We start from the raw sequence: 24,848 nt of genomic DNA, 5'->3' as shown, positions 1-24,848 counted from the left end.
AGACCTGTCATGAACAAGATCGACATACTGCCAGCGGGGACGCTCAAGGAAGGCAAGGAGCGCTACAAGTCAGGGGTCATCCCCTACAAGAAGATGGGCTACTGGGAGCCTGACTACAGGCCCAAGGAAACCGATCTGATCGCCATGTTCCGGATCACGCCGCAACCCGGTGTCGACCACGAGGAGGCGGCAGCCGCCATCGCCGGTGAATCCTCCACCGCGACGTGGACCGTGGTGTGGACCGACCGGCTGACAGCTTGCGAGCTCTATCGCGCCAAGGCGTTCAGATCCGAGCCGGTGCCGAACACCGGTCCCGGAACCAAGACCGAGCAACAGTACTTCGCCTACATCGCCTACGACCTCGACCTGTTCGAGCCGGGCTCGATCGCCAACCTGACCGCATCGATCATCGGCAATGTGTTCGGCTTCAAGGCAGTCAAGGCTTTGCGGCTGGAAGACATGCGTATCCCGGTGGCGTATCTCAAAACTTTCCAGGGGCCGGCGACCGGCATCGTGGTGGAGCGTGAGCGGCTCGACAAGTTCGGCCGGCCGCTGCTCGGCGCGACGACGAAGCCGAAGCTCGGCCTGTCGGGACGCAATTACGGGCGCGTCGTTTATGAAGCGCTGAAGGGCGGCCTCGACTTCGTCAAGGACGACGAGAACATCAACTCACAGCCCTTCATGCATTGGCGCGACCGCTTCCTCTACTGCATGGAGGCCGTGAACAAGGCGTCGGCTGCCACCGGCGAGGTCAAGGGCCATTACCTCAACGTCACCGCCGGCACGATGGAGGAGATGTACGAGCGCGCCGAATTCGCCAAGCAACTTGGCTCCTGCATCGTGATGATCGATCTGGTCATCGGCTACACAGCGATCCAGTCGATGGCCAAGTGGGCACGCCGCAACGACATGATCCTGCACCTGCACCGTGCCGGCAACTCGACCTATTCGCGCCAGAAGAACCACGGCATGAATTTCCGCGTCATCTGCAAATGGATGCGCATGGCCGGCGTCGACCATATCCATGCCGGCACGGTGGTCGGCAAGCTGGAAGGCGACCCGCTCATGATCAAGGGATTTTATGACACGCTGCGCGAGGAGCGCACGCCGCAGAACCTCGAAACCGGGCTGTTCTTCGATCAGGAATGGGCCTCGCTCAACAAGGTGATGCCCGTTGCCTCGGGCGGCATCCATGCCGGCCAGATGCACCAGTTGATCCACTATCTCGGCGAGGACGTCATCCTGCAGTTCGGCGGCGGCACGATCGGCCATCCGGACGGTATCCAGGCAGGCGCGACGGCCAATCGCGTCGCCTTGGAAGCGATGATCCTGGCCCGCAACGAGGGGCGCGATTATTTGCGCGAAGGGACCAAGATCCTCGAACAGGCAGCCAGATGGTGCACGCCGCTGAAGGCTGCCCTGGAGACCTGGAAGGACGTCACCTTCAACTACGAATCGACCGACACGGCCGACTTCGTGCCAACCGCAACGCCCAGCTTCTAGACGAAAGGAACCGTCGTCATGATGACCAATCCGGGAAACAAGGTCACACAGGGGCAGTTCTCGTTCCTGCCCGACCTGACCGACGAGCAGATTTCGGCGCAGATCAAATACGCGCTGAAGAACCATTGGGCGGTCAGCGTCGAGTACACGGACGATCCGCATCCGCGAAATACCTATTGGGAAATGTACGGCAACCCGATGTTCGACTTGAAAGATCCGGCGGGCATACTGCTCGAGGTCAATGCTTGCCGGAAAGCCTGTCCGAACATGTATGTGCGGGTAACCGCCTTCGATTCGACCAAGGGCTGGGAAGCGCCGCGCATGTCGTTCATTGTCAACCGGCCGCCCAGCGAACCCGGGTTCCGGCTGCTGCGCCAGGAGCGTGACGGCCGCAGCCAGGGTTATTCGATCGTGCCTTATGCGACCGACAGGCCCGAAGGCGAGCGGAGCTAGCCGAACCATGCTGAACGCGATGACAAAGGACGCTGCCGCACAAGACGCGAGGGTTGATCTGCAGGCCGAGTTCGAGGCGTCCAACATCGACGAGGTGATGGACAAGCTCGACCGAGAACTCGTTGGCCTGAAGCCGGTCAAGACCCGCATCCGCGAGATCGCCGCCCTCCTCCTGGTCGACCGGCTTCGCCGCAGGTTCGGACTGACATCGGGCGCGCCGACGCTGCACATGAATTTCACGGGAAATCCCGGCACCGGAAAGACCACGGTGGCGCTGAGGATGGCCGAAATCCTGCATCGTCTGGGTTATGTCCGCGAAGGCCACATGGTCGCCGTGACTCGCGACGATCTCGTCGGCCAGTATGTGGGCCACACCGCGCCCAAGACCCGCGAGGTGATCAAGCGTGCCATGGGCGGCGTGCTTTTCATCGACGAGGCCTACTATCTCTACAAGCCAGAGAACGAACGCGACTACGGCCAGGAATCGATCGAAATCCTGCTGCAGTGCATGGAGAACAACCGTGACGATCTGGTTGTGATCCTTGCCGGCTACAAGAACAAGATGGACCGCTTCTTCGACAGCAATCCCGGCATGCGTTCGCGCATCGCCCACCACCTCGACTTCCCCGACTATGGCGTCAGCGAACTGAAATCGATCGCCGAGATTATGCTCGCGGAGCAGAATTATCGCCTCAGCGAGGCGGCGTCCCAGGCGCTCGAAGAGTATCTTCCGATCCGCATGAGGCTGCCGCATTTCTCCAACGCGCGTTCGGTTCGCAATGGGCTTGACCGGGCGCGGCTGCGGCAGGCTAACCGGCTTTTCGCATCGCGCAGCCGGGTGTTGACCAAGGCCGATCTTATCACCATCGAGGAATCCGACATTCGCGGCAGCCGCGTGTTCGCGGAAGGGAAACTGGAAGGCGAACCGGAGACGAAGATGCGCTGACAGGACGAAGCGGCCGGCGCAGCGACCAACACCGCAGACAGAATTGGAGACGACGACCATGGTCACCGGGACAATCATCGCACCCTCCGTGCTTTCCGCGGATTTCTCGCGGCTCGGCGACGAGGTCGAAGCTGTCGTGCGGGCGGGTGCCGACTGGATCCATCTCGACGTGATGGACGGCCACTTCGTGCCCAACATCACCTTCGGTCCGCCGGTGATCAAGGCGATCCGCGACCGAACGGACAAAATCTTCGACTGCCATCTGATGATCGCGCCGGCCGACCCCTATCTGGCCGCGTTCGCCGACGCCGGTTGCGACATCATCACGGTGCATGCAGAGGCCGGGCCGCATCTCGATCGTTCCCTGCAGGCGATCAAAAATCTCGGCAAGAAGGCCGGCGTATCGCTGAATCCTTCGACGCCGGAGAGCGTCATCGAGTATGTGCTCGACAGGCTCGATCTGGTGCTTCTGATGACGGTCAATCCAGGCTTCGGCGGCCAGGCCTTCATTTCCGCGGTCATCGAGAAGATCAGGCGAATCAAGGCATTGGTTGGCCACCGCCCGATTGACATCGAAATCGATGGCGGCGTCACGGCCGAAACCGCCCCGCTGGTCGCCGCGGCCGGCGCCAATGTGCTGGTCGCCGGGTCGGCCGTGTTCAAGGGAGGCGCCGAGGCGGCCTACCGCGCCAACATTGGAACCATCCGACAGGCGGCCGACGGTGCGATCCGGAAAGCCGCGTAAACCATTTCATCGGAGGCAAGCATGGCGGCCGTTCCCCCTGTCTGCGATTTCGGCTGGCGCGCGATCGATGCCGTTTTGCCCGGCGTCGACGGCAGGTCGCATTCGATCCTCAGCCAGGCCGGCCCGAACGGCCTGGTCGTGGCCTTCATCTGCAATCACTGCCCTTATGTGAAGGCGGTGATTTCACGTATCGTGTGCGATGCCAACGACCTCAAGGCCGAAGGTATCGGCTTTGTCGCAATCAACTCGAACGATGCCGACACCTACCCGGAGGATTCCTTCGACCAAATGAAGCTCTTCGCCACGACGAACGGCTTCAGCTTCCCTTACCTGCACGACCAGCGCCAAACTGTAGCGCGCGATTACGTGGCGGTGTGCACTCCCGATTTCTTCGGGTTCAACAGCGAGTTGGGATTGCAATATCGCGGTCGGCTGGACGCCTCGCGACGAGAAGCCGGAGCGCCCGGGCTGAGACGCGATCTGTTCGAGGCGATGAAGCAGGTTGCCCGAACCGGCGACGGGCCGCTGGACCAGGTCGCCTCGATCGGCTGCTCGATCAAGTGGAAGGATGACGCATGAACGTCGGCGCAGGTAGGCCGCTTCGATCGCCGAAGGCGATCCTGTTCGACCTCGACGGCACGCTGGTCGACTCGGCACCGGACATAGCGGCCGCCGTCAACGAATTGCTGGCCAGCCGCGATCTGCCGCCGCTGCGCCTGGACCGGGTCAAGGCCATGATCGGCGGCGGTGTCAGGAAACTGATCGAGCGAGCCTTCGCGGCATCGGGAGCGCCACTGCTCGGCAACGCTCTCGATGAGGCAAACCGCGTCATGGCGCCTATCTACCGCCGGCACCTGACCGGCCTGACAAGGCTGATGCCTGGCGTCAGGGAGGCCCTCACCCACTTTCATTTGGGCGGAGTAAGCATGGGGGTGGCAACCAACAAACCGCAGTTGGCGACCCGCGAAATCCTGCTTCATTTCGGATTGACGGAATATTTCGGTGCGATCGTCGGCGGAGACGCGGTGACATACCTGAAACCGGCGCCCGATGCCCTGCTGCTGGCGTTGGCACAGCTAGGCGTCGACCCGGGTGACGCGCTGCTGGTCGGAGACAGTGGCGCTGACCTGGGCGCCGCACGCGCCGCCGGCATGCCCGTCATTCTGCTGCGTGGCGGCTACAGCCACATTCCGGTGGAAGAGCTTGGCGCCGATCTTGTTTGCGACAGCCTTTTCGATCTGCCTTCGGCAATGCAGGGGCTGCAAGCCGATGCGTGATCGAGGCGAACGCCGGCCGAACGCAAGTTCGAACGGCCGGCGGCGCGCTATTTCGAGAATTGCTTCAGATAGGCGATGACATTGGCGATGTCTTCGTCCTGTTTGAGGCCGACGAACGCCATCTTTGTTCCTTTGACCATGGCCTTGGGATCGTGAAGGTAAGTCTTCAGCGTGGGTTCATCCCATTTGACGCCGGACTTGCCTGCCGCGACCATCGCCTGAGAATAGCTGAACCCCGGGTGCGTGCCGGCTGTTCGGCCGATGACGCCGTTCAACGACGGGCCGACCTTGTTCTTGTCCTGGTCGGCGACATGGCAGACCTTGCATTTGGCGAAGACCTTCTCACCCGCCGCCGCGTCCTGTGCCTGGGATTGGCTCGCGATGAAGGGCACAACGGACATGACTGCGAAAAATGCGATTGCGCGCATGGTATTTCCTCATTGATCGTCTGGGTGCCCTGGACGATTTGCGCATGCCGATCCTTTGATCCGTCGGCATGCGCCTTACGCGGTGGCGTGGAAATTCCGCTTCTCCCGTGGAGCCGCGCCGCGTCACCTGGAAGCTAATCGGCATGTTGTGAAAGTCAATCGTACAAAGGTTTAGAGGCCTGGGTTCTCAAGGATCCTGTCCATTCGTCTTTGTTGACGGCTATTGGGCGAGCGCGTAGCTTGACCTCATTCCGGTTTCTCCATTGGCACCTTGAGAAATCCGGCAAGTGGCGGTTTTGTCCTGGCTCCTGGTTGGGCTGGACTCGCCGAGATGGGCGTTTGGGAACGCGCAAGAGGTGCTGAATGGACATGGTCGATCTCATATTGACGGTTTGCCTCAGCGCCAATCCGAGCAATTGCCGAGACGAACATCTCTATTTCGAGAGCCGCGGCACCCTGTTCCAATGCATGTTCCTTGCCCCCAGCGAAATCGCGAAATGGTCTCAAGAACACCCGACCCTCAAGGTCATGCGCTGGAAATGCGCATTTCCGAGCAAGGAACGAGCCATCTGATTTGGCAGCGCGGAACCCTGGGGAGGAGGTGTCATGATGGTTTCACGGCGCATGACGTTGCGTCTGGCGGTTCTCGGGACAGCCGCTGTTCTTGCTACCAGGCCAGCCGTTGCGGCAGCCAGGATTCGCCTCGGTGTGCTGAAGTTTGGAACCGTGAGTTGGGAACTCGATACGCTACGGCAGCACAAGTTCGATGCCGCTAACGGGATCGATCTGGAGATCATCGACTTCGCCGGCGAGGATGCAACCAATGTCGCGATGCAGGCTGGCGCGATCGACATGATCGTCTCCGACTGGCTGTGGGTCTCGCGCCAGCGCTCCGAAGGCGGCGACCTCACATTGTTCCCCTATTCCACCGCCGTGGGCGCGATCATGGTGAAGGAGGGTTCACCGATCCGGACGGTCGCCGATCTCAAGGACAAGAAGATCGGCGTCGCCGGCGGCCCGCTCGACAAGAGTTGGCTGCTGATACAAGCGCTGACCAGACGCGATCTCGGCGTCGACCTGTCGGCAACCAGCGACATCGTCTTTGGCGCGCCGCCGCTGATTTCGGAAAAGGCGATACAGGGCGAACTCGATGCAGTGCTGAATTTCTGGCATTTTTGCGCCCGTCTCGAGGCCAATGGCTTCCGTCGATTGATCGGCGTGAATGACGCGGCAAAGACGCTTGGGGCTCTGGGACCCGTGTCGGCGCTCGGTTACGTCTTCCATGACCAATGGGCGAACGAGAACCCCGATGCCGTCAGGGGGTTCGTGAGGGCGTCCGCGCAAGCCAAGGACTTGCTGGCCAGATCCGATGACGAATGGCTGCGCTTGGCGCCGATCATTCGCGCGGAAGGCAAGGAACTGGAAAAACTGCGCGATCGCTATCGTCAGGGCATTCCCAGACGGTCGGTCGCCGAGGAAGCGGCTGACGCCGGCAGGCTATACCATGTGCTGGCGGCGATCGGCGGCGCGAAGCTGGTCGGCAGCGCGCCGGAGATGGCGCCCGGCACATTCTGGCAGGAACCCTGGAAATGACCGCATTGGAAACCGACGGCACGCGTGATGCCCCGCCGAGCATGTCCGGCCGACGCAGCCTGGCGACGGCACTGGCGCCCGCGCTGACCGTAGCGGTTTCCCTGCTCGGGCTTTGCCTGCTGTGGAACCTTGCGGCAGGCGTCTGGCCAAGCCGTGCCTTTCCAGGACCTGGGCAGGTCTGGCAGGTGCTTCTCAGGGAGGCTGCGAGCGGCGACCTCTTTTACCATCTCGGCGTGACCCTCGGCCGGGTCGCCGCAGCATATATCGTCGCAATGATCATCGGATCCGTCATCGGCGTTTTGCTCGGCAGCTATCGTCGCGTCGACCGTTTTTTCAACCCGTGGGTGATTCTGTTCCTCAACATCCCGGCACTGGTGGTCATCGTCCTCGGCTACATCTGGTTCGGCCTCAACGAGGCGGCGGCGATCGGCGCAGTGGCAGTGAACAAGATCCCGAATGTCGTGGTGACGATGCGTGAAGGCGCCAGGACACTTGATCCAAGTTATGCCGAGATGGCCACCGTCTATCGCTTCGGCCGCCTTGATCGCATCCGCCATATCCTGCTGCCGCAATTGCAGCCCTATCTTGCCGCCGCGTCGCGATCCGGCATCGCCCTCATCTGGAAGATCGTCCTGGTCGTCGAACTGCTCGGCCGCTCGAACGGTGTCGGCTTCCAGATCCATCTCTATTTCCAGCTTTTCGATGTCGCCGCCATTCTTGCCTACACGCTGGCTTTCGTGGCGGTGATGCTTGTCATTGAACTTCTCCTGGTGCAGCCCGTTGAACGACATGCAACCCGTTGGCGCCGTCGTCCCGCTTAAGGTCGACATCGCCGAAAAGACCTTCAGGTCCGCGCGAGGCGTCTCGATCACGGCGCTTCAGGATCTTTCCTTCGAGGTCCGGCAAGGCGAATTCGCCTGCTTGCTTGGACCGTCGGGCTGCGGCAAGACCACGACGCTGCGTATCCTGCTTGGCTTGGACAAAGACTTTTCCGGCTCCTTCCAGTTGCCGCAAGGAGGTTCGAACCGCATCGCCGCCGTATTCCAGGAACCGACCCTGCTGCCGTGGCGAACGGTGGAGCAGAATGTCAGGCTGGCGTTGCCGAAAAGCTTGAGGGCGAAAGATCTCGACGGGCTGTTCGACACGCTCGGCCTCGCGGCCATGCGCTCGCTCTATCCTGCCGAACTGTCGCTCGGCCTTGCGCGCCGGGCAGCACTTGCCAGGGCTTTCGCCACGGAGCCGGCGGTGCTTTTCCTGGACGAACCCTTTGTCTCGCTCGACGAACAGACCGCCGAGCGGCTTCGGCATCTGCTTTTGACCGTGTGGTCGGCACGGCCCACGACCGCCTTGATGGTGACGCACAATCTACGCGAGGCACTGATGCTGTCGGACCGCATCATCGTGCTCGCGCCGCGGCCAACCCATGTGCTCGGCGTGTTCGACGTACGGTTGCCACGGCAACATCGCAATTCGCAGGTGATGAGCGACCTTCTGCGGTCGTTCCATCATAGATTTCCGGACGTCACCTGATCGCCTGCAGGTGAAATGCATATCGGAGGCCTTCATGTCGATCGATCGGCTAAGACGCAGGCTTGTGCGTGGCTTCGCCTGTACCGCCGCCAGCGCCGCCTTGCTGCCGTGCTGCCTCGGACGAGCCGCGGCTGGCAACCTGGGATTCTCGCTCAGGCAGATCGCCGACGGCGTCTTCGCCTTCCAGGGCACGGATGAATTGATGACCGCCGCCAACGACGGTGCGATCTGCAATCTGGGCGCCGTCATCGGTACCGATGCGGTTGCCGTCATCGACAGCGGTGGCAGCCTGATCGAGGCGCACGCCTTTCTCGCCGCGATCGGAAAGGTAACCGCAAAGCCGGTTCGCTTCCTGGTCAACACCCACATGCACCCCGACCACATCTTCGGCAATGCGGCATTCCGGGAGATCGGCGCGACCATCGTCGGTCACCGCAATCTGCCGCGCGCCCTCGACGCGCGTGGCGCGTTCTATCTGCACAACTATCGCGAACAGCTTGGCGAGGCGCTGATGGAGGGGGTCGAGATCGTGTCGCCGACCAGGCTGGTCGACGATCACCTGCAACTCGACCTCGGCGGGCGCACGATCGAACTGCGGGCATGGAAGGCGGCGCACACCGACAACGACCTGACCGTATTCGATACCGCGACCAGAACGCTCTTTGCCGGCGATCTGGTGTTCATGGGCTCCTTGCCGACGCTCGACGGATCACTGCTTGGATGGCTCCGCCAGATGGATGCACTCACCGCGATCGACGCCGCGCGCGTCGTTCCAGGTCATGGTCCTGTAACGGCCGACTGGCCACAGGCACTGGCGGGGGAGCGACGCTATTTCGAGGTTCTGGCGCGCGATATCCGCAAGGCGATCGCCGACGGAACGCCGCTGCGCGAAGCAGTCAAAACCGCAGGCGGAAGCGAACGGGACAATTGGCACCTGTTCGACGATTACAACGAGCGCAACGCAACGGCCGCATTTGCCGAACTCGAATGGGAATAGACGACGCCGACATGCGCCAGGCGGCCGTAAAGCACGGCGATTTGCCAAGGCGTCGCCAAAGGCTTATCCTCAACGCCAGCCTGGGCACCACCTGTCTTGCATTGGTGGAGGCATCGAAATGCAAAATCAAGCTTACTCGAGCCGGCAGCTCGCCTTGCCGCTCGCATCCGTTTTCGCCGCGATCATCTTGACCATCGGCACGTTGCTCGGCTCCTCGGGAGCCGCCAACGCACAGCAAACAACCGCGTCCTCGGATAGAATCTGGCATGACTTGAAGGGCGACGTGTTCGGCGATCGGGCAATTCTGGTCGATACCGGCGTCGTCAGGATCGAAGCACCAAAGCGGGCGCAGGATGCCGCCATCGTGCCCGTCGACATCTATCTCGATCCAGCCAAGGCGCCAGACGGCATCAAATCCGTTACCTTGATCATCGACGCGAACCCTGCACCGGTGGCGGCAACGTTCCAGCTCGGCAAGGATGCCGGCGTGACGCATCTGTCGACGCGCGTGCGCGTCAACGACTATTCCTATCTGCGTGCCATCGCTGAGACGCAGGGTGGTCAACTCCATATGGTACAGACCTTCGTCAAGGCGTCAGGTGGCTGCTCCGCCCCTGCGGTCAAGAACCAGGACGAGGCCAACGCGACAATGGGTCAGATGAAGCTGCGCCAGTTCCCGCCCAAAGAGACGATGACCAAGACCGAGGAACTGCAGTTGATGATCCGGCACCCTAACAATTCGGGGCTGCAGCGGGATCCGCTGACCCAATATTTCATACCGGCGCATTTTGTCCAGAAACTGTCGATCTCCCAAGCCGGCCGGCCGATCCTCTCCATGGAAGGTGGAATATCGATTTCGGAAGATCCCAACTTCCGATTCGATTTCACCGTGCACGGCAAGGGCGAAATCCAGGTTGAAGCGATCGATACGGACGGCAAAACATTTCGCAATCAGTGGCCGCTCGAGACAGCGGGACTCTGAAGTCTCGATATCTTGCGCTGGACTGCCGGTGCTTGCCACTTGATCCCGAAAATGGAGCTCGTTCGGGAAGATCACGCCCAGGCAGAGGACGAAGCTCCATCCGGCTTCCGGATGGAGCAGGCTCTAAAAGCAGCGCACGTCGGCTTCCGACTGCGCGCGCTTCAATTCGGTACGGGCTGCCTTCGCCGGTGCGCTTTCGCGAAACAGCCCCGCGCTTTCGCCTGTGGTCAAAGACATGCTCTTGAAAGTCTCGGCTCTCTCATAGTGGTCGTAGGGAAGGATCGAGGCGATGACGTCGATCGAGCAGGAACAGCTTTCCAGCGCCTGACGTGTCTGGCCGTTCGTCTGCATGCAGCCGAGCACGTAGTCGGCGATCGTTGCTGTCGGGTAATCACCCGCGGCGCCCGCGGGGTTTGCGAAGGCCAGCGGCGCGGCAAGGAGCAGCGGCAAAGTCGAAAATCCAACATATCTGATCACGGGAAAACCTCCGGTTAGCCTAGGCGCGATGCGCCCAGTCGGGATCACCGTGGCAGTTGGCAACGTGCAGCAGAGTCAGTCAAGCGCCCATGGCTTCCGTATGCGACCAAAGGAGGAATGCGGGGCTTGTCGACCGTGGTTCCGCATGGCGGCTCCGTGGCCTGCTCCACGCCCCGACTCCAACGATCATCTCATGCTTGGCCCACTATCGATTCCCAATGGAGCACGCGCATGACCATGCCGAGACATCGAAGCGAATACCTCCAAATAAAATCAACGCTTAGGCGAAATGTAAAAATCAAAAAATAACTAAATTTTATGTGCCCCATCGTTATTTCGCGGTCATAAATACTTTATCTAACAAATACCGTCCTGCTTATTTTCTTATATTGCACCGCATCATTTACGATATTGCGGTGCAAAAACACCAGCAGGCTTTTTTGCTTGCCTAGCCTTTTACGATGACATAGCCTCACCCTGTTTCCGGCTTCAAGGGCGTCACCGTCATTAGGGAGCGGCGACAGTCTTTCGTAGGCCAAGGTGAGGTGGGCAGTAACGGTGCCCTCTGCACATCTGGCTTAGGTCGTGACACGCTGCCGGAAATATTTCCCCCCCGTGAATCGCTTGGGCAAGCCCTTGTGGGCTCAGCAAATGATTCATCACTATGAACCTCGGGAGGAATTCGGATGCGTGTACTTACGAAAGCTACCTATATTCTAACGACTGCGGCGTTTCTGTCGCTCGGCGCGGCCTATACGGCGTCGGCTAACGAGGACCTTGCAAAGCTGGCTTCGGATTCGAAGAACTGGGCAATGCAGACGGGTGACTACGCCAACACCCGCTATTCCAAACTCAACCAGATTACTGCGGACAATGTGAAGAACCTGCAGGTCAAGTGGACCTTTTCCACCGGCGTGCTACGAGGCCACGAGGGTGGACCGCTTATCATCGGCGATGTGATGTATGTCCACACGCCTTTCCCGAACAATGTCTTTGCGCTCGATCTCAAGAATGACGGGAAGATCCTCTGGAAATACGAGCCCAAGCAGGATCCCAACGTCATTCCGATCATGTGTTGCGATACGGTCAACCGTGGCGTTGCCTATGGTGACGGCAAGATCATTCTCAATCAGGCCGACACCACGGTCGTCGCCCTCGACGCGAAGACTGGCAAGGTCGTCTGGTCGGTCAAGAACGGCGACCAGACCGATGGCGGCAAAGGCGAATCCGGTACGGCTGCCCCCGTCGTCGTCAAGGACAAGGTGCTCATCGGCGTCTCCGGCGCCGAATTCGGCGTTCGCGGCTGGCTGGCCGCCTACAATCTGAAAGATGGCAAACTCGCCTGGAAAGCCTATTCGGAAGGTCCGGACGCAGACACCCTGATCGATCCCGAGAAGACCACGCAACTCGGCAAGCCGGTTGGCAAGGATTCCGGCACGAACACCTGGGAAGGCGAGCAGTGGAAGACCGGCGGCGGCACGACATGGGGATGGTATTCCTATGATCCCAAGCTGAACCTGGTCTACTATGGCACCGGCAATCCCTCGACGTGGAACCCGGTCCAACGCCCCGGCGACAATCGCTGGTCGATGACGATCATGGCCCGCGATGCGGATACTGGTGTTGCCAAATGGCTCTACCAGATGACCCCGCATGACGAATGGGACTATGACGGCATCAACGAGATGATCCTCGTCGATGGCATGGAGGTCAACGGCGCCAAGCACGACGTGCTGGTGCATTTCGATCGCAATGGTTTTGCCTACACCATGGATCGCGCCACCGGCGACCTTCTCGTCGCCAAGAAATACGATCCGGCCGTGAACTGGGCGACCGAAGTCGTCATGGACCCCAAGAGCGAACAGTATGGTCGCCCGCAGGTCGTGGCGAAATATTCGACCCAGCAGAACGGCGAAGACACCAACTCGACGGGCATCTGCCCGGCGGCGCTTGGAACGAAGGACCAGCAGCCGGCGGCCTATTCGCCGAAGACCGGGCTGTTCTATGTCCCGACCAACCATGTCTGCATGGACTATGAGCCTTACAAGGTGAGCTACACCGCCGGTCAGCCTTATGTTGGCGCCACCGTGTCGATGTATCCCGCACCTGGCGGCGACGGCAACATGGGCAACTTCATTGCCTGGGATGCGGCCAAGGGCGAGATCGTCTGGTCGAAGCCCGAGCAGTTCTCGGTGTGGTCGGGCGCGTTGGCGACAGATGGCGACGTCGTCTTCTACGGTACACTCGAAGGCTACATCAAGGCGGTCGATAAGGACGGCAAGGAACTCTACAAGTTCAAGACCCCGTCCGGCATCATCGGCAACATCACGACCTACGAGCAGGGCGGCAAGCAGTATATCGCCGTTCTGTCGGGCGTCGGTGGATGGGCTGGTATCGGCCTGGCAGGCGGCCTGCTTTCGCCTGACAACGCCGCTGCCTGGCATGGCGCCGTCGATCAGGGCCGCGCGCAAGGCGACCAAGCCGCTGTCGTTGGTACAGCTGGCCTGGGTGCCGTCGGCGGCTACGCGGCACTTGCCGACTACACGACGCTGGGCGGTCAGCTCACCGTCTTCGGTCTCCCGGATTGATGCGCTGGGAACCTTGAGCATGCCTCAGGTCTTGTGAGACCAAAGGCTTGAAGAACGAGAGCCCGGACATCCGGAAGCCATGGCCGGGCTCTCGATTCGGTTACGCACCCAAAAACACCGATCAATGCCGGTCGCGACAGCAAAACCGTGTCCATTGGCAAATGAAGGAAGCGTTTGAATGTCCGTTCGCATTGTAATTTCGGCTTTCGTCCTGGCTCTGCTGCCTCTGGCAAGCTCGAGCCTCGCCCGGGCCGACGACAGCATGGAAAAAGCCAAGGCGGTAAAGGAAGAAGGCGGCAAGTATTTGGATGCGGATGGAAATCCGACCTACAAGATCGAAAACGGACCCGTCGATTGGTACACGTTCAGCGGCTACCGCCGGTATCATTCCGATTGCCATGTCTGCCACGGACAGGACGCGACAGGTTCGAGCTATGCGCCGGCTTTGGTCAACAGCCTGAAAACCATGGATTACGCCACATTCCTCTCGATCGTCGCCGAAGGCCGCAAGAATGTCGGCGGCGGCAAGGAAAACGTCATGCCTGCCTTTGGCGACAACAAGAACGTCTATTGCTACCTGGACGATCTCTACGTCTATCTGCGCGCGCGCGCGGATGGCGCGGCGCCCCGCGGAAGGCCGCCCAAGCACGAAGACAAGGCCCAGGCGGCGAAGGATGCCGAAGCATCCTGCATGGGTGGATGACATGATCGGCCGCGATGCATTGAAGCTGCGCGTCGTTCTGCCGATCCTCGGCACACTCGCCTTGCTGCCGTCGAACGCGCATGCGCAAAGCGCCGGCCTTGGCGCGGCGGGAGAACTGGTCGACCCTGACATTCTGCGCGTCTGCGCCGATCCTTCGAATATGCCCTTCACCGACAAGAGCGGCGAAGGCTTCGAAAACAAGCTGGCCGAACTGGTTGCCGCGAAAACCGGGCGCAAGTCCGTCTCCTACACCTGGTTTCCCACGATCACCGGCTTCGTGCGCAATACGTTGGGGGCCAACCGATGCGACATCATCATGGGCTATGCCCAAGGCGATGAGCTGGTGCAGAACACCAACGCCTACTATCGCTCCGCCTATGTGCTGGTGCATCCGAAAAGCCACGATATGGAAGGCGTGGAAACGATCGAGGATCCCAGACTCACAGGCAAAACGATCGGCGTCGTTGAAAGCACGCCGCCAACCGCCAACATGGCCGCCAACAAGCTTCTGCGGACCGCCAAGATCTATCCGCTTGCGGTGGATACGCGCGTCACCCCATCAATGGGGGAGGTCATGATCAAGGACATGCTGGCACACAAGATCGATGCGGCGGTGCTGTGGGGACCGATGGCAGGTTACTACGCCAAGGAACTCGGAGCTGATGTGACGATCGTTCCACTGGTGAAGGAAAAAACCGGCTCGCGCATGTCTTACCGCATCACCATGGGCGTACGTCCGTCGGACCAGGAATGGAAGCGGACGCTCAACCGGGTGATCAGGGAAAACCAGGCGGAGATCACCAGGATCCTGCTGAGCTACAACGTGCCGCTGATCGACGAACACGACAACCTGATTACCCAATGAATGGAAGGGAGACTATTTTCGTGCTGGTCGCCGCGAGCCTTCTGGGTCTGGCCGAGCCGACATGGGCTGGCGACATCGCCGAACCCAGCGGTTTCCGGATGGACGACTATCGGGCGCCGGTACCGCGGACGCTGCAAGGCGCGAGGGTGGTGACGACGGTGGAAGCGGAAGCGCTGTGGCGAACGAAAAAGGCGATCTTCTTCGACGTGATGCCGGACACGCCCAAACCGGCCAATTTGCCGGCAGGGACGATATGGAGAGACAAGGTCAGAAAGGACATTCCAGGCAGCATATGGCTGGCCAATGTGGGATACGGCGCTATTTCGCAGGAGACCGCCAGCTATTTTCGCCAAGGCCTCGCGGCCAAGGCCGGGACGGACAAGTCGCGCACGGTTCTGTTCTACTGCATGACGAATTGCTGGATGTCGTGGAATGCGGCGAAACGGGCCGTCCAGTGGGGCTACAGTTCAGTGATCTGGTATCCGCTCGGGGCCGATGGATGGGAAGATGCAAACCTTCCACTGGAGGAGAAGAAACCCTACGCAACGAACAATTGAAATAAGGACTGCAATTATTCTCGATAGTTTGTTTTCAATTTTTCAAAACCTATTGTTTCATTTGTCCATTTTGAAACTTGATGGACGAGCCATTGCGTCGGTGCCCTGCAATGGTTGGCTAACGACAGGATCGGTCCCTTCGGGCTGGTATAAGAGGAGAAATGTCATGAAGAAGAACTGGAAAAAACCGACCATGTGTCAGGTTGCCGCTGGCTTCGAAATTTCACGGTATCTGCCTGCTGAAATTACTCCCAAGAAGTAGGCCGCAGAGGTGCGCGTCCCTGGCGACAGGGGCGCGCATCCCCTCCCCGCATGGGATTTTCGTGAAAGATTTTGACGCACGCAAAGCGCGCGGAGTGTTGTTTGTGACTGCAAATTGCCTGCAGGTCAGAGAAGCCGGCGCGCGGGCATTTTCATGCATTTGAGGATCATCGGATCGGCGGCGGGCGGCGGCTTTCCGCAATGGAACTGCAACTACCGTCTCAGTCGTGCGGCTCGCAACGGCATGGCAAGCGTGCATCCACGAACCCAGTCAAGTGTCGCCGCCTCGGCGGACGGGTTGGGCTGGGTTCTTTTCAATGCCTCGCCCGACATTCGCCAGCAAATCGCTGCAACACCTGAATTGCAACCTGCGGGCGATGCGCCGCTGCGCTCGACACCTATTCGCGCTGTGGTGCTGACCAATGCCGACGTCGATCATATCGCCGGACTGCTCAGCCTGCGCGAGCGGCAGCCTTTCGCCATCTATGCAACGGCGCAGGTTCTGGCGACGCTGGAGGCGAATTCGATTTTCAACGTTCTCGATCCAGCGCTTGTGCCGCGGCGCATCCTGCCGCCGGCGAAAGAGTTGGCCATCTGCGACGCAGAAGGCCGCGATACCGGCGTAATGATCGAGCCCTTTGCCGTGCCCGGGAAGATAGCACTCTATCTGGAGGATAGAGACCATCCGGATGCCAATTTCAGCTCCGACGCAGGTGACACGATCGGAGTCCGAATTGCCGGCATCGGCAGCCGCGGCTCCGTCTTCTATATCCCAGGCTGCGCGCGCATCGATGCGCGGCTACGCGCGCGTCTCACCGATGCCGCCTGTCTTTTGTTCGACGGCACGGTCTACACCGACGACGAGATGATCGTCGCCGGCGTCGGTCAGAAAACCGGCGCGCGCATGGGGCATCTGGCGATCTCGGGAGAATTGGGTTCGATTGCAGGCTTGGCCAATGTGAAGGTCGGCCGTCGCGTCTTCGTCCACATCAACAACACCAACCCCATCCTTGACGAGAGTTCCGCCGAACACGCGGCGGTCAAGGCGGCAGGCTGGGAAATCGCAAACGACGGTATGGAGATGGAATTTTGAGCGACTTCCGCGATGCAGCCAAAGGCGGACTCTCCACGAGCGCTCTCGAAGCCGTGCTGAGGCAGGTTGGCGCCGAGCGCTATCACAATCGCCATCCCTTTCACCACAGGATGACCAGCGGCGCGTTGTCGAAGGCCGAGATGAAGGCCTGGGCGCTGAACCGCTATTGCTATCAGGCGGTCATCCCACGCAAGGATGCCATGATACTCGTACATGCCGAGGATCCAGCGTTTCGTGCCGCGTGGCGCAAGCGGATCGAGGATCATGACGGCGAGGACGGCTGGAGCGGCGGCATCGCGCGCTGGCTGCATCTGGCAACTTCGCTCGGCCTGGACGCCGAGGCCGTGAAGAGCGAAAGGCTGGCACTGCCGGCGACACGCTTCGCGGTGGGCGCTTACCTTTCCTTTTGCACAAACCGGACGCTGTTCGAGGCGGTCGCGTCCTCGCTGACCGAGATGTTCTCGCCACTCATCATCGGCGAGCGGGTGCCGGCAATGCTGGCCAAATACGACTACATCACCGAGGATACGCTGGCCTATTTCAAGCAACGGCCCGAACAGGCCTCGCGTGACGCCGACTTCGCCCTTGACTACGTGCTCAGCCACGCCGATACGGCGGAGCGCCAGCAGCAGGCAATCGATGCACTGGTGTTCAAATGCGATATACTCTGGGCCATGCTTGACGCGCTTCAACACGCCTATGGCGAGCGGGGAAACATACCGCCCGGCGCCTTCCAGCCCGAGGCAGCCCTATGACGGCGCTGCGCGAAAGAGCTGTGGTGTCGTTGCGATCGGTACCTTCGCTGCCGAAGCACGTGCGCATACAATACGATCCCTTGCGGCAGGCATTCGCCGTGCTTTCACCGGAAAAGATATTCTGGCCGAACGATGTCAGTCTCGACATATTGCGACGCTGCGATGGACGGTCCACGGTCGGCGACATCATTGCCGGCCTTGCCGCCGATTATGAGGCCGAACAGGAGGCCGTGGCGACCGACGTCATCGCCTTCCTGCAGGAATGGTCGGACAAGCTGCTGGTGAGGCTATGAGCACGCCCCTCCTCCCTCCAATCGGCATGCTGGCGGAACTGACGCATCGCTGCCCGCTGCAATGCCCTTATTGCTCCAATCCGCTCGAACTGCTCAAGGCCAATCGCGAACTCGACACAGAGACCTGGCTCGCCCTGTTCTCGGAGGCCGCCGATCTCGGAGTGCTCCAGGTGCATCTGTCCGGTGGCGAGCCGACACTGCGCCGCGACCTCGAGCAATTGATCGCCGGGCTTGCGGGGCGCGGCGTCTACACCAATCTGATTACCGCGGGCGTTGGCATCGTCGAGGGCCGTGTCGAGGCATTTGCCGAAGCCGGTCTAGACCATCTGCAACTGAGCTTTCAGGGCGCGCGGCCGGCGACCACGGATCGCATCGGCAACCACAAGGGCGCCCACGAAAAGAAGCTGGAGACGGCACGCCGCGCGCGCGCGGCCGGTCTGCCTCTTACCATCAACGCGCCGATCCATCGCCATAACATCGAGGAGGTGCCGGAATTCATCGATCTCGCCCTTTCGTTGGGCGCGGAGAGGCTCGAGATCGCCAATGTGCAATATGCCGGCTGGGCGTTGACCAATCGCGATCAACTGATGCCGGAGCGTGAAGCGGTCGATAGGCAGGCGGAGATCGTCGCGGAGGCACAGGAGCGGTTGGCCGGCATCATCAACATCGATTTTGTGACGCCGGACTATTTCGCGATCTATCCCAAGCCGTGCATGGGCGGCTGGGCGCGGGACGCCTTCATGGTGACGCCTGACGGCACCGTACTGCCCTGCCATGCCGCACAGACGATCCCGTCGCTCAGCTTCGAGCGTTTCGAACCACGCAGGCTGTCCTCGATCTGGGCCGATTCGCCGGCGTTCAATGCTTTTCGCGGTACGGACTGGATGCAGGAGCCATGCCGCGGCTGTGAGCGGCGCGAGATCGACTGGGGCGGCTGCCGCTGCCAGGCGATGGCGATCGCCGGCGATGCCGCTGCAACGGACCCGGCTTGCGCGAAATCGCCGATCCATGCTCGCATGGCAATGCTGATCGACGAAGCCAGGCGCATTGCCACAGTTCCTTCGAGAGAAGAAGCATTCGTCTACCGGCGGATCGGTGCGGTGACCGAATCCGCCTGACCTGGCGAGAAAGCGCTTCTCACCCCCTCGGCAAGACGCGTAGCGTCTGCTCGTCAAACAATGGCTCGTCCTGGCCGATGCGCACAAAAAGCAGGCTGTACCCCTCACCCGCGGGCACCTCGAAATACTGCATGCCGTCAGGCATTTCACCCCAGTCGCCGCAGGGCGGTTCGGGAATCTCGTCGGAGCTGGCAAGTGCTTTCAGCTCTTTCGCATAGGCGGCGTCGGGGCTGAATGTGTAGCGTTTGACGCCGGCGAGTACCGTGCCCTCGGTGTAAGACGCCAGCACACAGCGGGCGCTGACGGCCTTGTCGGTCTTTTCCAGGAACAGGCGCTGCAACGCAGCCTCGGCGGTTTCGTCAGGCTTGATGTCAAAGACCTCGACAAGAGGGTCAGCCGCGCCGCCGTCGCTGTATTTGATGGCGAGCGCTTTGCCGGCGAATTCGAAATGGATCTGGCGGAAGCCGAAATCGCAGCGCTGCGTCCAGGCGGCCAGCCCGACAGTTTTGTCAGACAATTTTTCCCAGGCGCATTTGTCGATGGGCGGGCGCGACGGCGCCGGCTCGTCCGCCATGGCTGGTATCGTCGCGGATGCAAGCAGGGCACTGGCCCAGATGGTCGATCGCACGCTATTCATGGCTGCATCCTGTTAAAATGAAGGCGTCCCAGGCCGAACCGCCTGGATTGGCATTGGCGAAATCGGCTCCTTCGGTGAAAGCCACGCCGAAACCGGGCAAGAGCAGCCCTCTCGGCGCCGGTGTCGCTTCGCGCGAATTCAACTGCTCGGCGGCGCCGCCGGTCAAGGCATAGACCTGGCCCTCCCATAGCCTGCACAATCCGCTACCGTCCTGCAGGCCGCCTTCCCGGGCGTCGTCGGTGCAGGCGTGGCGAATGGTGCCGAGCGGGAAGGAATTCTTGCCGTTGGTCCAGGTGATGTCGGCGGGCAGGCTCGTGCCGGTGTTGGGCACGGCCAGCGAAAACACTTCGGCCGTCAGCGCCGCCGGCTCGTTGGCGAGCGGCCGGAATTGCACGACGGCACCCGAGCGCGGCTCCTGATAGGTGGCGTGGCTCAGGAGGCATTCTTTTGCCAAGGCCGCCTGCATCGGGCCGAGCAGGCCCAGGAGGAAGAAGGCCAGTATGCGGGTGATCATCCAATGTCTCTGGGAAAGCGTTGAGTCGGCCCGCACAGTCGCATCATCCGCGCAAAAGCATAGCAAAATCCGGAACGGCGGCGTTTGTCCGCTCCTGGACAAAACTTGTCCTCGCAAAATCCCACCAGCCTGTATGGTCGAGCGCACTGATCGAAGGAGTGGTGATGCGGCGTTTGGTGATGACGACGGCAATATCCGCATTCGCCGGTGGCTCCGCGCTGGCGGCGCCGCCTTATGTTGGGACATGGTCTAGCGGCAGGCTGAACTGCCACGCGGCTCCCGACATCCAACGCGAGACTGTGTTCACAGTGGACCAGGCGTCGCTGTCGTTCCCCGATCTCGGCTGCGAGCAGGCGACATTTCGCAAAAGCTCGACCGGCTGGGTGGTGCATGCCAGCCAATGCTACGGTTCCGACCCGTCGATCGAGGAGCCGTTCGCGCGTGTCATCCATATCGTCGGGCATGGGGCCACGCTGCGGTTCACCTGGCCTGGCTTCGACAGCGGACCGCTCGTCCGCTGTTGAAGGCGTCCGGCGCCTCAGACCAGGCCGACCAGAAAGGCGGCGCCGCCGAGAAAGCCTGCCGAGCAGATCCATAACAGCCAGAGCCCCCGTACCCGGCATTCCAGCACCGCCGAGCCGGGGTTGGCGGGGTCATAGTGGACGTCGACCTTGCTGCCTTCGACATACTGCCGTGCCTGGCCGCCGACGAGGCCGGGCAACGAAGCCGTCACGGTTCCGCCGAAGGTCACACGATCGGCGCTGTAGCGCTGGCCGGCGACGTCATAGGAGTAGACGATGCGGGATTTGAAGACGGTGCGCCAGCGACCATGGCCAGAATGGTTTCGGAGCGCCTGCAGGCCCGAGGCATCGATGCGGCCGGCAGTGACCGGCCATTTTGCCGCCTGCTCGGCCAGCGATTTCTGGACGAAGCCCATGCGCAAGGCAAACAGGCCCATGAACAGCAGCAGCGCTCCCGCGCCGAGGTTCTGCGGCTTGGGCAAATGCGGCCTGATCGCCTCCAGGACGCCGCCGACGGAAAACACCAGAACCAGCGCGCCGACCACCAGCCCGGCCGAGAGCTGGATCATGAACTTGAAGGCGCCTTCGGGCATGGTGCGCTCGATCACGGCTTTGCTCGGATCGGCCGGATTGTAGAAGACAGTCACCTCCGCGCCGCGGGGAAACTGGGCAAGGGTTTCGGTGACTTCGAAATTCCCCAAGTTCTCCTTCACGCTGTAGCGCGAGCTTTGAAATTTCTTGCCGCCAACCTTGTATTCGAAGGTGATCGCCGGAAAATTGCGCATTTCGGTGGTATCAGTGCTGTCCGAACCAACGCCCGAGCTTCTGACCTCGCGTGCCTCGACGCGCGACGAGATGATCTTTCCCGGCGTCGGCAGCCAGCGGCTGAGTGCCTTCACCTCTCGCCATTTCATGAAGGTGATGAATGACAGCGCGCCCGCGACCACGCAGGCAAAGCCGACAAGCATGATCTTGAGTTCCAACTCGTCTCCCCCCAGGAGTGCAGCAACCCGCACATAGACAGCATGGCGGTGGCAATGTCTGGTATTTTCGCAAATCTGAAAAGGCTGAGCAGCGCAAACGGCAACAGCCCACCGCGTCATGCAGGATTCACGGCCAGGAACGTGTTCCATTCTTCGCTATTGCGGCCGACGTTGAAATCGTCCCTGATGAGAACCAGCCCGGCGCCTTCGAGACGGGCGGCGAAGTCGTCCCTGCGCCAGTAGACCATGTGATATTCGCCTGATGTCTCGCCGTCGCCATTGCGCATCGAGACGAGGAAGGCGCCGCCCGGGCGCAGCGACCCGGCTATCTTGGCAAGCACCTGGTCGGTCTGGTCGCGAGGCACGTGGATCAGGACGCATAGGGCAAGGACCGCGTCGTAGGGGCCGCCGAGATCATCGGTGATGAGATCGAGCAACTCGCCATGCTTACCACGCGCGGCCTGCAGCTCGAGAAACCGCTTGGTGGCGTCGGTGCGCCGAACCTTGGCGCCCAAATTTTCCAGAAAATCCGCATCGTATCCGGCTCCGGACCCGACTTCCAAAATCCGACCGCCTGTGCCGGCGATTGCCACCAGGCGCTTGAGCGATGCCTGCTCCCTCTCGTTGGGAACATGGCGCACGATGGCATCATATTGTTCCGCATAATCCTCGTAAGCGCTGATCGTTTGACGGCTCCGTGCCAGAGCCTCCGATGACACACCCATCTTTTCCTCCCATGCGTCCTTGTTGGTCAAAGAGCCAGACACTTTCCTCAGCGAATGCTGCCGGCGGAAGCGTGTCCATCGAGCAGTCCGATATCGCGCTTGAAATGGTCCGACAGCGCACGCTGGTCAAGCAGGCCGCGTGAGCGGGTCCTGAAGGGAGCGGCGAAGAGGTCGAGGATCGGCGGACACCCGAGAAAGCGAACGACGCCAAGCCCGATAGCTTGTCTCAGTTGGCGTCGGCTACCGTCTGCCGGCCGCCGGCCCAGGCGCGCCATTGCCGTTCGTCGCCATGGAAGACATTGAGGTCTATACGGCCAGTGACGCCGTGCGACAGGCCGGAGCCGGAATACTGCCAGAACAGCCATTTGCGGCCGGGATAGACCTTTGACGGATGCTGAGCGACCGCACGCAGCCAAAACGGATAGTCGAGGAATTCGCCCCTGAGATTGTCGCGGTAGAAATCGGGCGCGGTGTAGATGATGGGCCGCTGGCCGTAATAGCGCTCCAGCTTGTCCATGAACACCTGCATCTTTTCCAGCACCTTTTCGCGCGACGGCCGCCGCTTGCAGCTGGACTCGCCGTTCCACTCGACGTCGATCACCGGCGGCAGCGCGCCTTCGACCCTGGGCACGTTGCGGATGAACCAGTCCGCCTGCTCGCCCGCCGTGCGGCACCAGTAGAAGAAATGGTAGGCGCCGCGCTTCAAGCCGGCGGCGTCGGCGTTGCGCCAGTTTTTCATGAACATCGGATCGAGGTGGTCGCCACCGTCGGTCGCCTTGATGTAGGCGAAGTTGGCGCCCTGCGCCCGCAGCTTGTCCCAGTTGACGTTGCCTTGCCAACGCGAGACGTCGACGCCGTGCACTGCAAGGCGGCGAGGCGAACCCTTGCCGAAATTGATCGGCTTGGCGTCGCGAAAACCGTAATGGGTGAGCGGCCCGGCAAGCATGGCCGGTGCCGCGCGCGTCAACAGCTTGGGCGGCGACACCAAGGCTGCCGGCTCGACCGGCAGCCCGCCGACATCAGGCACTTGGGGATCAGGCGCATCAGGTGCGGCAAACATCCCCGTCTCTTCCTCCTCCGCCAAGCCGAACGGGCGCGTTTTTTCCCCCGGACCGTTGTCAGACATGGGAGCCAGTCCGGCCCTTGCCGCCCTGTTGCCCCTTGCCGCCGGAGCAGCGGCGATCGGTGCCGGCGGCCGGATCACGGAACTGGTGGTCTCGTTGGAGGGTTTCTGCAAATCCAGCGCATCGACGCCGGCCGTTGACGAGCAGCCGGCAAGGCATAGCGATGCTATCAAAAAACTGACGACGCCCGGAATCCGCATCTGGACCTGTACTCAAAACACAACAGACCGAGGGCGAAACGACAGCCGACGGACAAACCGGATCAGTTATGAATGAGAAATTACCAATAAAGTTTGAATCAAGTTTTTTTCGCCATACCGCATGCGGGTAAGCGCGGTGGAAACTGGCTCAGGATTTCCTGAAGACGCCGATCATCGGCCCGAGATTCCAGTAGTCGTCTTTGCGGCCGATGGCAGGCGCAAACAGGCTGGATATCGTGCCGTCGAGGAACAGCGCGTTATCGCAACCGAGCGCGTCGCGGAAAAGCCGGGCGAAGGCATGGAAGGTCACCGTGCCATTCGAAATCGCAAAGACCGCGACGCCATCCTTTCGCACCCCGACACCGTCGCGGGTTTTCCGCGAAGTGCCGTCGGCCTGGAATTTCGGATGCAGCTTGCCGTCGATCACCAGCATCGGCCCCGATTGCGTCGCATAGTCGACGGTCGGGCGCCTCTTCACGAAGTCCCTGGTGGCGCGGACCGCGGCCCTGCCGTCGCGTATGTAGAAAATGCCGTTTGGCTGCAGGGAAAAGTTGCCGCTTCCCGAACCCGTTTTCACCGACGCCATCTCCTGGCCGCGCTCGACATAGAGACCGACCGGCGCGAGGTTCGGGTGATACATGCCGGCATTGATGCCGAACAGCATCGTGCGCCCGATCGCCTGTTGCGCGGCATGCAGATTGTGCAGCGACTGAAACGGCTTGCCCGCCGCATCCTTCCAGAACAGCTCGAGCTGATATCGTTTCGGATCGACCTCGCAAACGAGATAGCTGGTCGCCTCGAAGGTGAAGTCCCGGCATGGCGGCAGCGAGACAACCCACTGGCCGAACGACGCGCCAAGCGCCGCCACCGACGGCAGCGCCCCCTTGGCCATCGCCAGCAACAGTGGCACCGATTGCAGGAGGGTCAAAAAATCCATGTGCGTACCGGAATCGAAGTTCGAGGTCCGGTACGGATATAGC

The 24,848-nt window shown here is 61.2% G+C and carries 29 protein-coding genes; 21 read left to right on the top strand and 8 right to left on the bottom strand.

The window, feature by feature from the left end:
* Window positions 1–9: 9 nt before the first annotated feature.
* Genes EN955_RS14295 through gph form a run of 6 tightly spaced genes read left to right on the top strand, consistent with a single transcriptional unit; the run spans window position 10 to window position 4,924 of the window.
* Window positions 10–1,503 (top strand): ribulose-bisphosphate carboxylase large subunit, encoded by a 1,494-nt coding sequence (locus EN955_RS14295; RefSeq protein WP_013532056.1) that lies wholly within the window; start codon window positions 10–12, stop codon window positions 1,501–1,503.
* An 18-nt stretch (window positions 1,504–1,521) separates the two neighbouring features.
* Entirely contained in the window at window positions 1,522–1,956 is a 435-nt protein-coding gene (locus EN955_RS14290; protein ID WP_013532057.1) for a ribulose bisphosphate carboxylase small subunit, read from the top strand.
* Between the two features lie 7 nt (window positions 1,957–1,963).
* Complete coding sequence (gene cbbX / locus EN955_RS14285; protein ID WP_024504376.1) at window positions 1,964–2,902, top strand: CbbX protein; 939 nt, start codon at window positions 1,964–1,966, stop codon at window positions 2,900–2,902.
* A gap of 58 nt (window positions 2,903–2,960) precedes the next feature.
* On the top strand, window positions 2,961–3,647 hold the full coding sequence (rpe, locus tag EN955_RS14280; protein ID WP_013532059.1) for a ribulose-phosphate 3-epimerase: 687 nt from the start codon (window positions 2,961–2,963) through the stop codon (window positions 3,645–3,647).
* A 21-nt stretch (window positions 3,648–3,668) separates the two neighbouring features.
* Window positions 3,669–4,226 carry a thioredoxin family protein gene (locus EN955_RS14275; RefSeq protein WP_024504375.1) on the top strand — a complete coding sequence of 186 codons (558 nt, stop codon included), beginning with the start codon at window positions 3,669–3,671 and terminating at the stop codon, window positions 4,224–4,226.
* Complete coding sequence (gene gph / locus EN955_RS14270) at window positions 4,223–4,924, top strand: phosphoglycolate phosphatase (protein ID WP_013532061.1); 702 nt, start codon at window positions 4,223–4,225, stop codon at window positions 4,922–4,924. Before EN955_RS14275 ends, gph begins: the two co-directional genes overlap by 4 nt.
* A gap of 47 nt (window positions 4,925–4,971) precedes the next feature.
* Here the strand turns inward: gph and EN955_RS14265 are convergent, their stop codons facing one another.
* Window positions 4,972–5,352: a cytochrome c family protein gene (locus EN955_RS14265; RefSeq protein WP_024504374.1), complete on the bottom strand. Its 381-nt coding sequence runs from the start codon at window positions 5,350–5,352 to the stop codon at window positions 4,972–4,974.
* 363 nt (window positions 5,353–5,715) lie between these two features.
* Between EN955_RS14265 and EN955_RS14260 the strand changes: the two genes are divergently transcribed.
* The 6 genes from EN955_RS14260 (at window position 5,716) to EN955_RS14235 (ending at window position 10,454) form a co-directional block, all read left to right on the top strand.
* Window positions 5,716–5,925 carry a hypothetical protein gene (locus EN955_RS14260; protein ID WP_013532063.1) on the top strand — a complete coding sequence of 70 codons (210 nt, stop codon included), beginning with the start codon at window positions 5,716–5,718 and terminating at the stop codon, window positions 5,923–5,925.
* 33 nt (window positions 5,926–5,958) lie between these two features.
* Window positions 5,959–6,945: an ABC transporter substrate-binding protein gene (locus EN955_RS14255; RefSeq protein WP_024504373.1), complete on the top strand. Its 987-nt coding sequence runs from the start codon at window positions 5,959–5,961 to the stop codon at window positions 6,943–6,945.
* Window positions 6,942–7,766, top strand: coding sequence for an ABC transporter permease (locus tag EN955_RS14250; RefSeq protein WP_024504372.1), 825 nt, complete (start codon window positions 6,942–6,944; stop codon window positions 7,764–7,766). The genes EN955_RS14255 and EN955_RS14250 overlap by 4 nt, the downstream gene beginning before the upstream one ends.
* Window positions 7,735–8,475 (top strand): ATP-binding cassette domain-containing protein, encoded by a 741-nt coding sequence (locus tag EN955_RS14245; RefSeq protein ID WP_024504371.1) that lies wholly within the window; start codon window positions 7,735–7,737, stop codon window positions 8,473–8,475. Before EN955_RS14250 ends, EN955_RS14245 begins: the two co-directional genes overlap by 32 nt.
* A gap of 34 nt (window positions 8,476–8,509) precedes the next feature.
* Window positions 8,510–9,472 carry a quinoprotein relay system zinc metallohydrolase 2 gene (locus EN955_RS14240; protein WP_024504370.1) on the top strand — a complete coding sequence of 321 codons (963 nt, stop codon included), beginning with the start codon at window positions 8,510–8,512 and terminating at the stop codon, window positions 9,470–9,472.
* Between the two features lie 118 nt (window positions 9,473–9,590).
* Window positions 9,591–10,454, top strand: a complete 864-nt coding sequence (locus EN955_RS14235; protein WP_013532068.1) for a quinoprotein dehydrogenase-associated SoxYZ-like carrier — start codon at window positions 9,591–9,593, stop codon at window positions 10,452–10,454.
* Window positions 10,455–10,577: 123 nt separating this feature from the next.
* Here the strand turns inward: EN955_RS14235 and EN955_RS14230 are convergent, their stop codons facing one another.
* A complete protein-coding gene (locus EN955_RS14230; protein ID WP_024504369.1) occupies window positions 10,578–10,931 on the bottom strand; it encodes a hypothetical protein in 354 nt (117 codons plus the stop codon).
* Between the two features lie 686 nt (window positions 10,932–11,617).
* Between EN955_RS14230 and EN955_RS14225 the strand changes: the two genes are divergently transcribed.
* From EN955_RS14225 to pqqE, 8 genes are all read left to right on the top strand, one after another.
* Window positions 11,618–13,519: a methanol/ethanol family PQQ-dependent dehydrogenase gene (locus tag EN955_RS14225; RefSeq protein WP_013532070.1), complete on the top strand. Its 1,902-nt coding sequence runs from the start codon at window positions 11,618–11,620 to the stop codon at window positions 13,517–13,519.
* A 178-nt stretch (window positions 13,520–13,697) separates the two neighbouring features.
* Window positions 13,698–14,222 (top strand): c-type cytochrome, methanol metabolism-related, encoded by a 525-nt coding sequence (locus EN955_RS14220; RefSeq protein ID WP_127223430.1) that lies wholly within the window; start codon window positions 13,698–13,700, stop codon window positions 14,220–14,222.
* The gene (locus tag EN955_RS14215; RefSeq protein ID WP_013532072.1) at window positions 14,194–15,087 is read left to right on the top strand and encodes a quinoprotein dehydrogenase-associated putative ABC transporter substrate-binding protein; all 894 of its coding nucleotides are present in this window, start codon (window positions 14,194–14,196) and stop codon (window positions 15,085–15,087) included. Before EN955_RS14220 ends, EN955_RS14215 begins: the two co-directional genes overlap by 29 nt.
* A 20-nt stretch (window positions 15,088–15,107) precedes the next feature.
* The gene (locus EN955_RS14210) at window positions 15,108–15,644 is read left to right on the top strand and encodes a PQQ-dependent catabolism-associated CXXCW motif protein (RefSeq protein WP_337122398.1); all 537 of its coding nucleotides are present in this window, start codon (window positions 15,108–15,110) and stop codon (window positions 15,642–15,644) included.
* Between the two features lie 415 nt (window positions 15,645–16,059).
* Window positions 16,060–16,998: a pyrroloquinoline quinone biosynthesis protein PqqB gene (gene pqqB, locus EN955_RS14200; protein WP_013532075.1), complete on the top strand. Its 939-nt coding sequence runs from the start codon at window positions 16,060–16,062 to the stop codon at window positions 16,996–16,998.
* Complete coding sequence (gene pqqC, locus EN955_RS14195; RefSeq protein WP_024504367.1) at window positions 16,995–17,753, top strand: pyrroloquinoline-quinone synthase PqqC; 759 nt, start codon at window positions 16,995–16,997, stop codon at window positions 17,751–17,753. Before pqqB ends, pqqC begins: the two co-directional genes overlap by 4 nt.
* Window positions 17,750–18,046: a pyrroloquinoline quinone biosynthesis peptide chaperone PqqD gene (pqqD, locus tag EN955_RS14190; protein WP_024504366.1), complete on the top strand. Its 297-nt coding sequence runs from the start codon at window positions 17,750–17,752 to the stop codon at window positions 18,044–18,046. Before pqqC ends, pqqD begins: the two co-directional genes overlap by 4 nt.
* Window positions 18,043–19,164: a pyrroloquinoline quinone biosynthesis protein PqqE gene (gene pqqE, locus EN955_RS14185; RefSeq protein WP_024504365.1), complete on the top strand. Its 1,122-nt coding sequence runs from the start codon at window positions 18,043–18,045 to the stop codon at window positions 19,162–19,164. The genes pqqD and pqqE overlap by 4 nt, the downstream gene beginning before the upstream one ends.
* 19 nt (window positions 19,165–19,183) lie before the next feature.
* On the opposite strand, the gene EN955_RS14180 is transcribed toward pqqE, so the two are convergent.
* Complete coding sequence (locus EN955_RS14180) at window positions 19,184–19,801, bottom strand: hypothetical protein (RefSeq protein WP_024504364.1); 618 nt, start codon at window positions 19,799–19,801, stop codon at window positions 19,184–19,186.
* The gene (locus EN955_RS14175; RefSeq protein ID WP_024504363.1) at window positions 19,794–20,315 is read right to left on the bottom strand and encodes a hypothetical protein; all 522 of its coding nucleotides are present in this window, start codon (window positions 20,313–20,315) and stop codon (window positions 19,794–19,796) included. The genes EN955_RS14180 and EN955_RS14175 overlap by 8 nt, the downstream gene beginning before the upstream one ends.
* A gap of 164 nt (window positions 20,316–20,479) precedes the next feature.
* On the opposite strand from EN955_RS14175, the gene EN955_RS14170 reads away from it, so the two are divergent.
* Window positions 20,480–20,839 carry a hypothetical protein gene (locus EN955_RS14170; protein ID WP_024504362.1) on the top strand — a complete coding sequence of 120 codons (360 nt, stop codon included), beginning with the start codon at window positions 20,480–20,482 and terminating at the stop codon, window positions 20,837–20,839.
* 14 nt (window positions 20,840–20,853) lie between these two features.
* On the opposite strand, the gene EN955_RS14165 is transcribed toward EN955_RS14170, so the two are convergent.
* From EN955_RS14165 to EN955_RS14145, 4 genes are all read right to left on the bottom strand, one after another.
* Window positions 20,854–21,819, bottom strand: coding sequence for a DUF3592 domain-containing protein (locus EN955_RS14165; RefSeq protein ID WP_024504361.1), 966 nt, complete (start codon window positions 21,817–21,819; stop codon window positions 20,854–20,856).
* 116 nt (window positions 21,820–21,935) lie between these two features.
* Window positions 21,936–22,544: a class I SAM-dependent methyltransferase gene (locus tag EN955_RS14160; RefSeq protein ID WP_024504360.1), complete on the bottom strand. Its 609-nt coding sequence runs from the start codon at window positions 22,542–22,544 to the stop codon at window positions 21,936–21,938.
* A 226-nt stretch (window positions 22,545–22,770) separates the two neighbouring features.
* Window positions 22,771–23,868: a GH25 family lysozyme gene (locus EN955_RS14150; RefSeq protein WP_024504358.1), complete on the bottom strand. Its 1,098-nt coding sequence runs from the start codon at window positions 23,866–23,868 to the stop codon at window positions 22,771–22,773.
* Between the two features lie 148 nt (window positions 23,869–24,016).
* Window positions 24,017–24,805 (bottom strand): phosphodiester glycosidase family protein, encoded by a 789-nt coding sequence (locus EN955_RS14145; protein WP_013532085.1) that lies wholly within the window; start codon window positions 24,803–24,805, stop codon window positions 24,017–24,019.
* Window positions 24,806–24,848 lie beyond the last annotated feature (43 nt).

Origin of the sequence: Mesorhizobium sp. M7A.F.Ca.CA.001.04.2.1 (genome assembly GCF_003998485.1) — a bacterium.
GTDB classification, from domain to species: domain Bacteria; phylum Pseudomonadota; class Alphaproteobacteria; order Rhizobiales; family Rhizobiaceae; genus Mesorhizobium; species Mesorhizobium ciceri.
The sequence above is the reverse complement of the archived record's forward strand: the minus strand, read 5'-3'. Positions and strand labels throughout refer to the sequence as shown.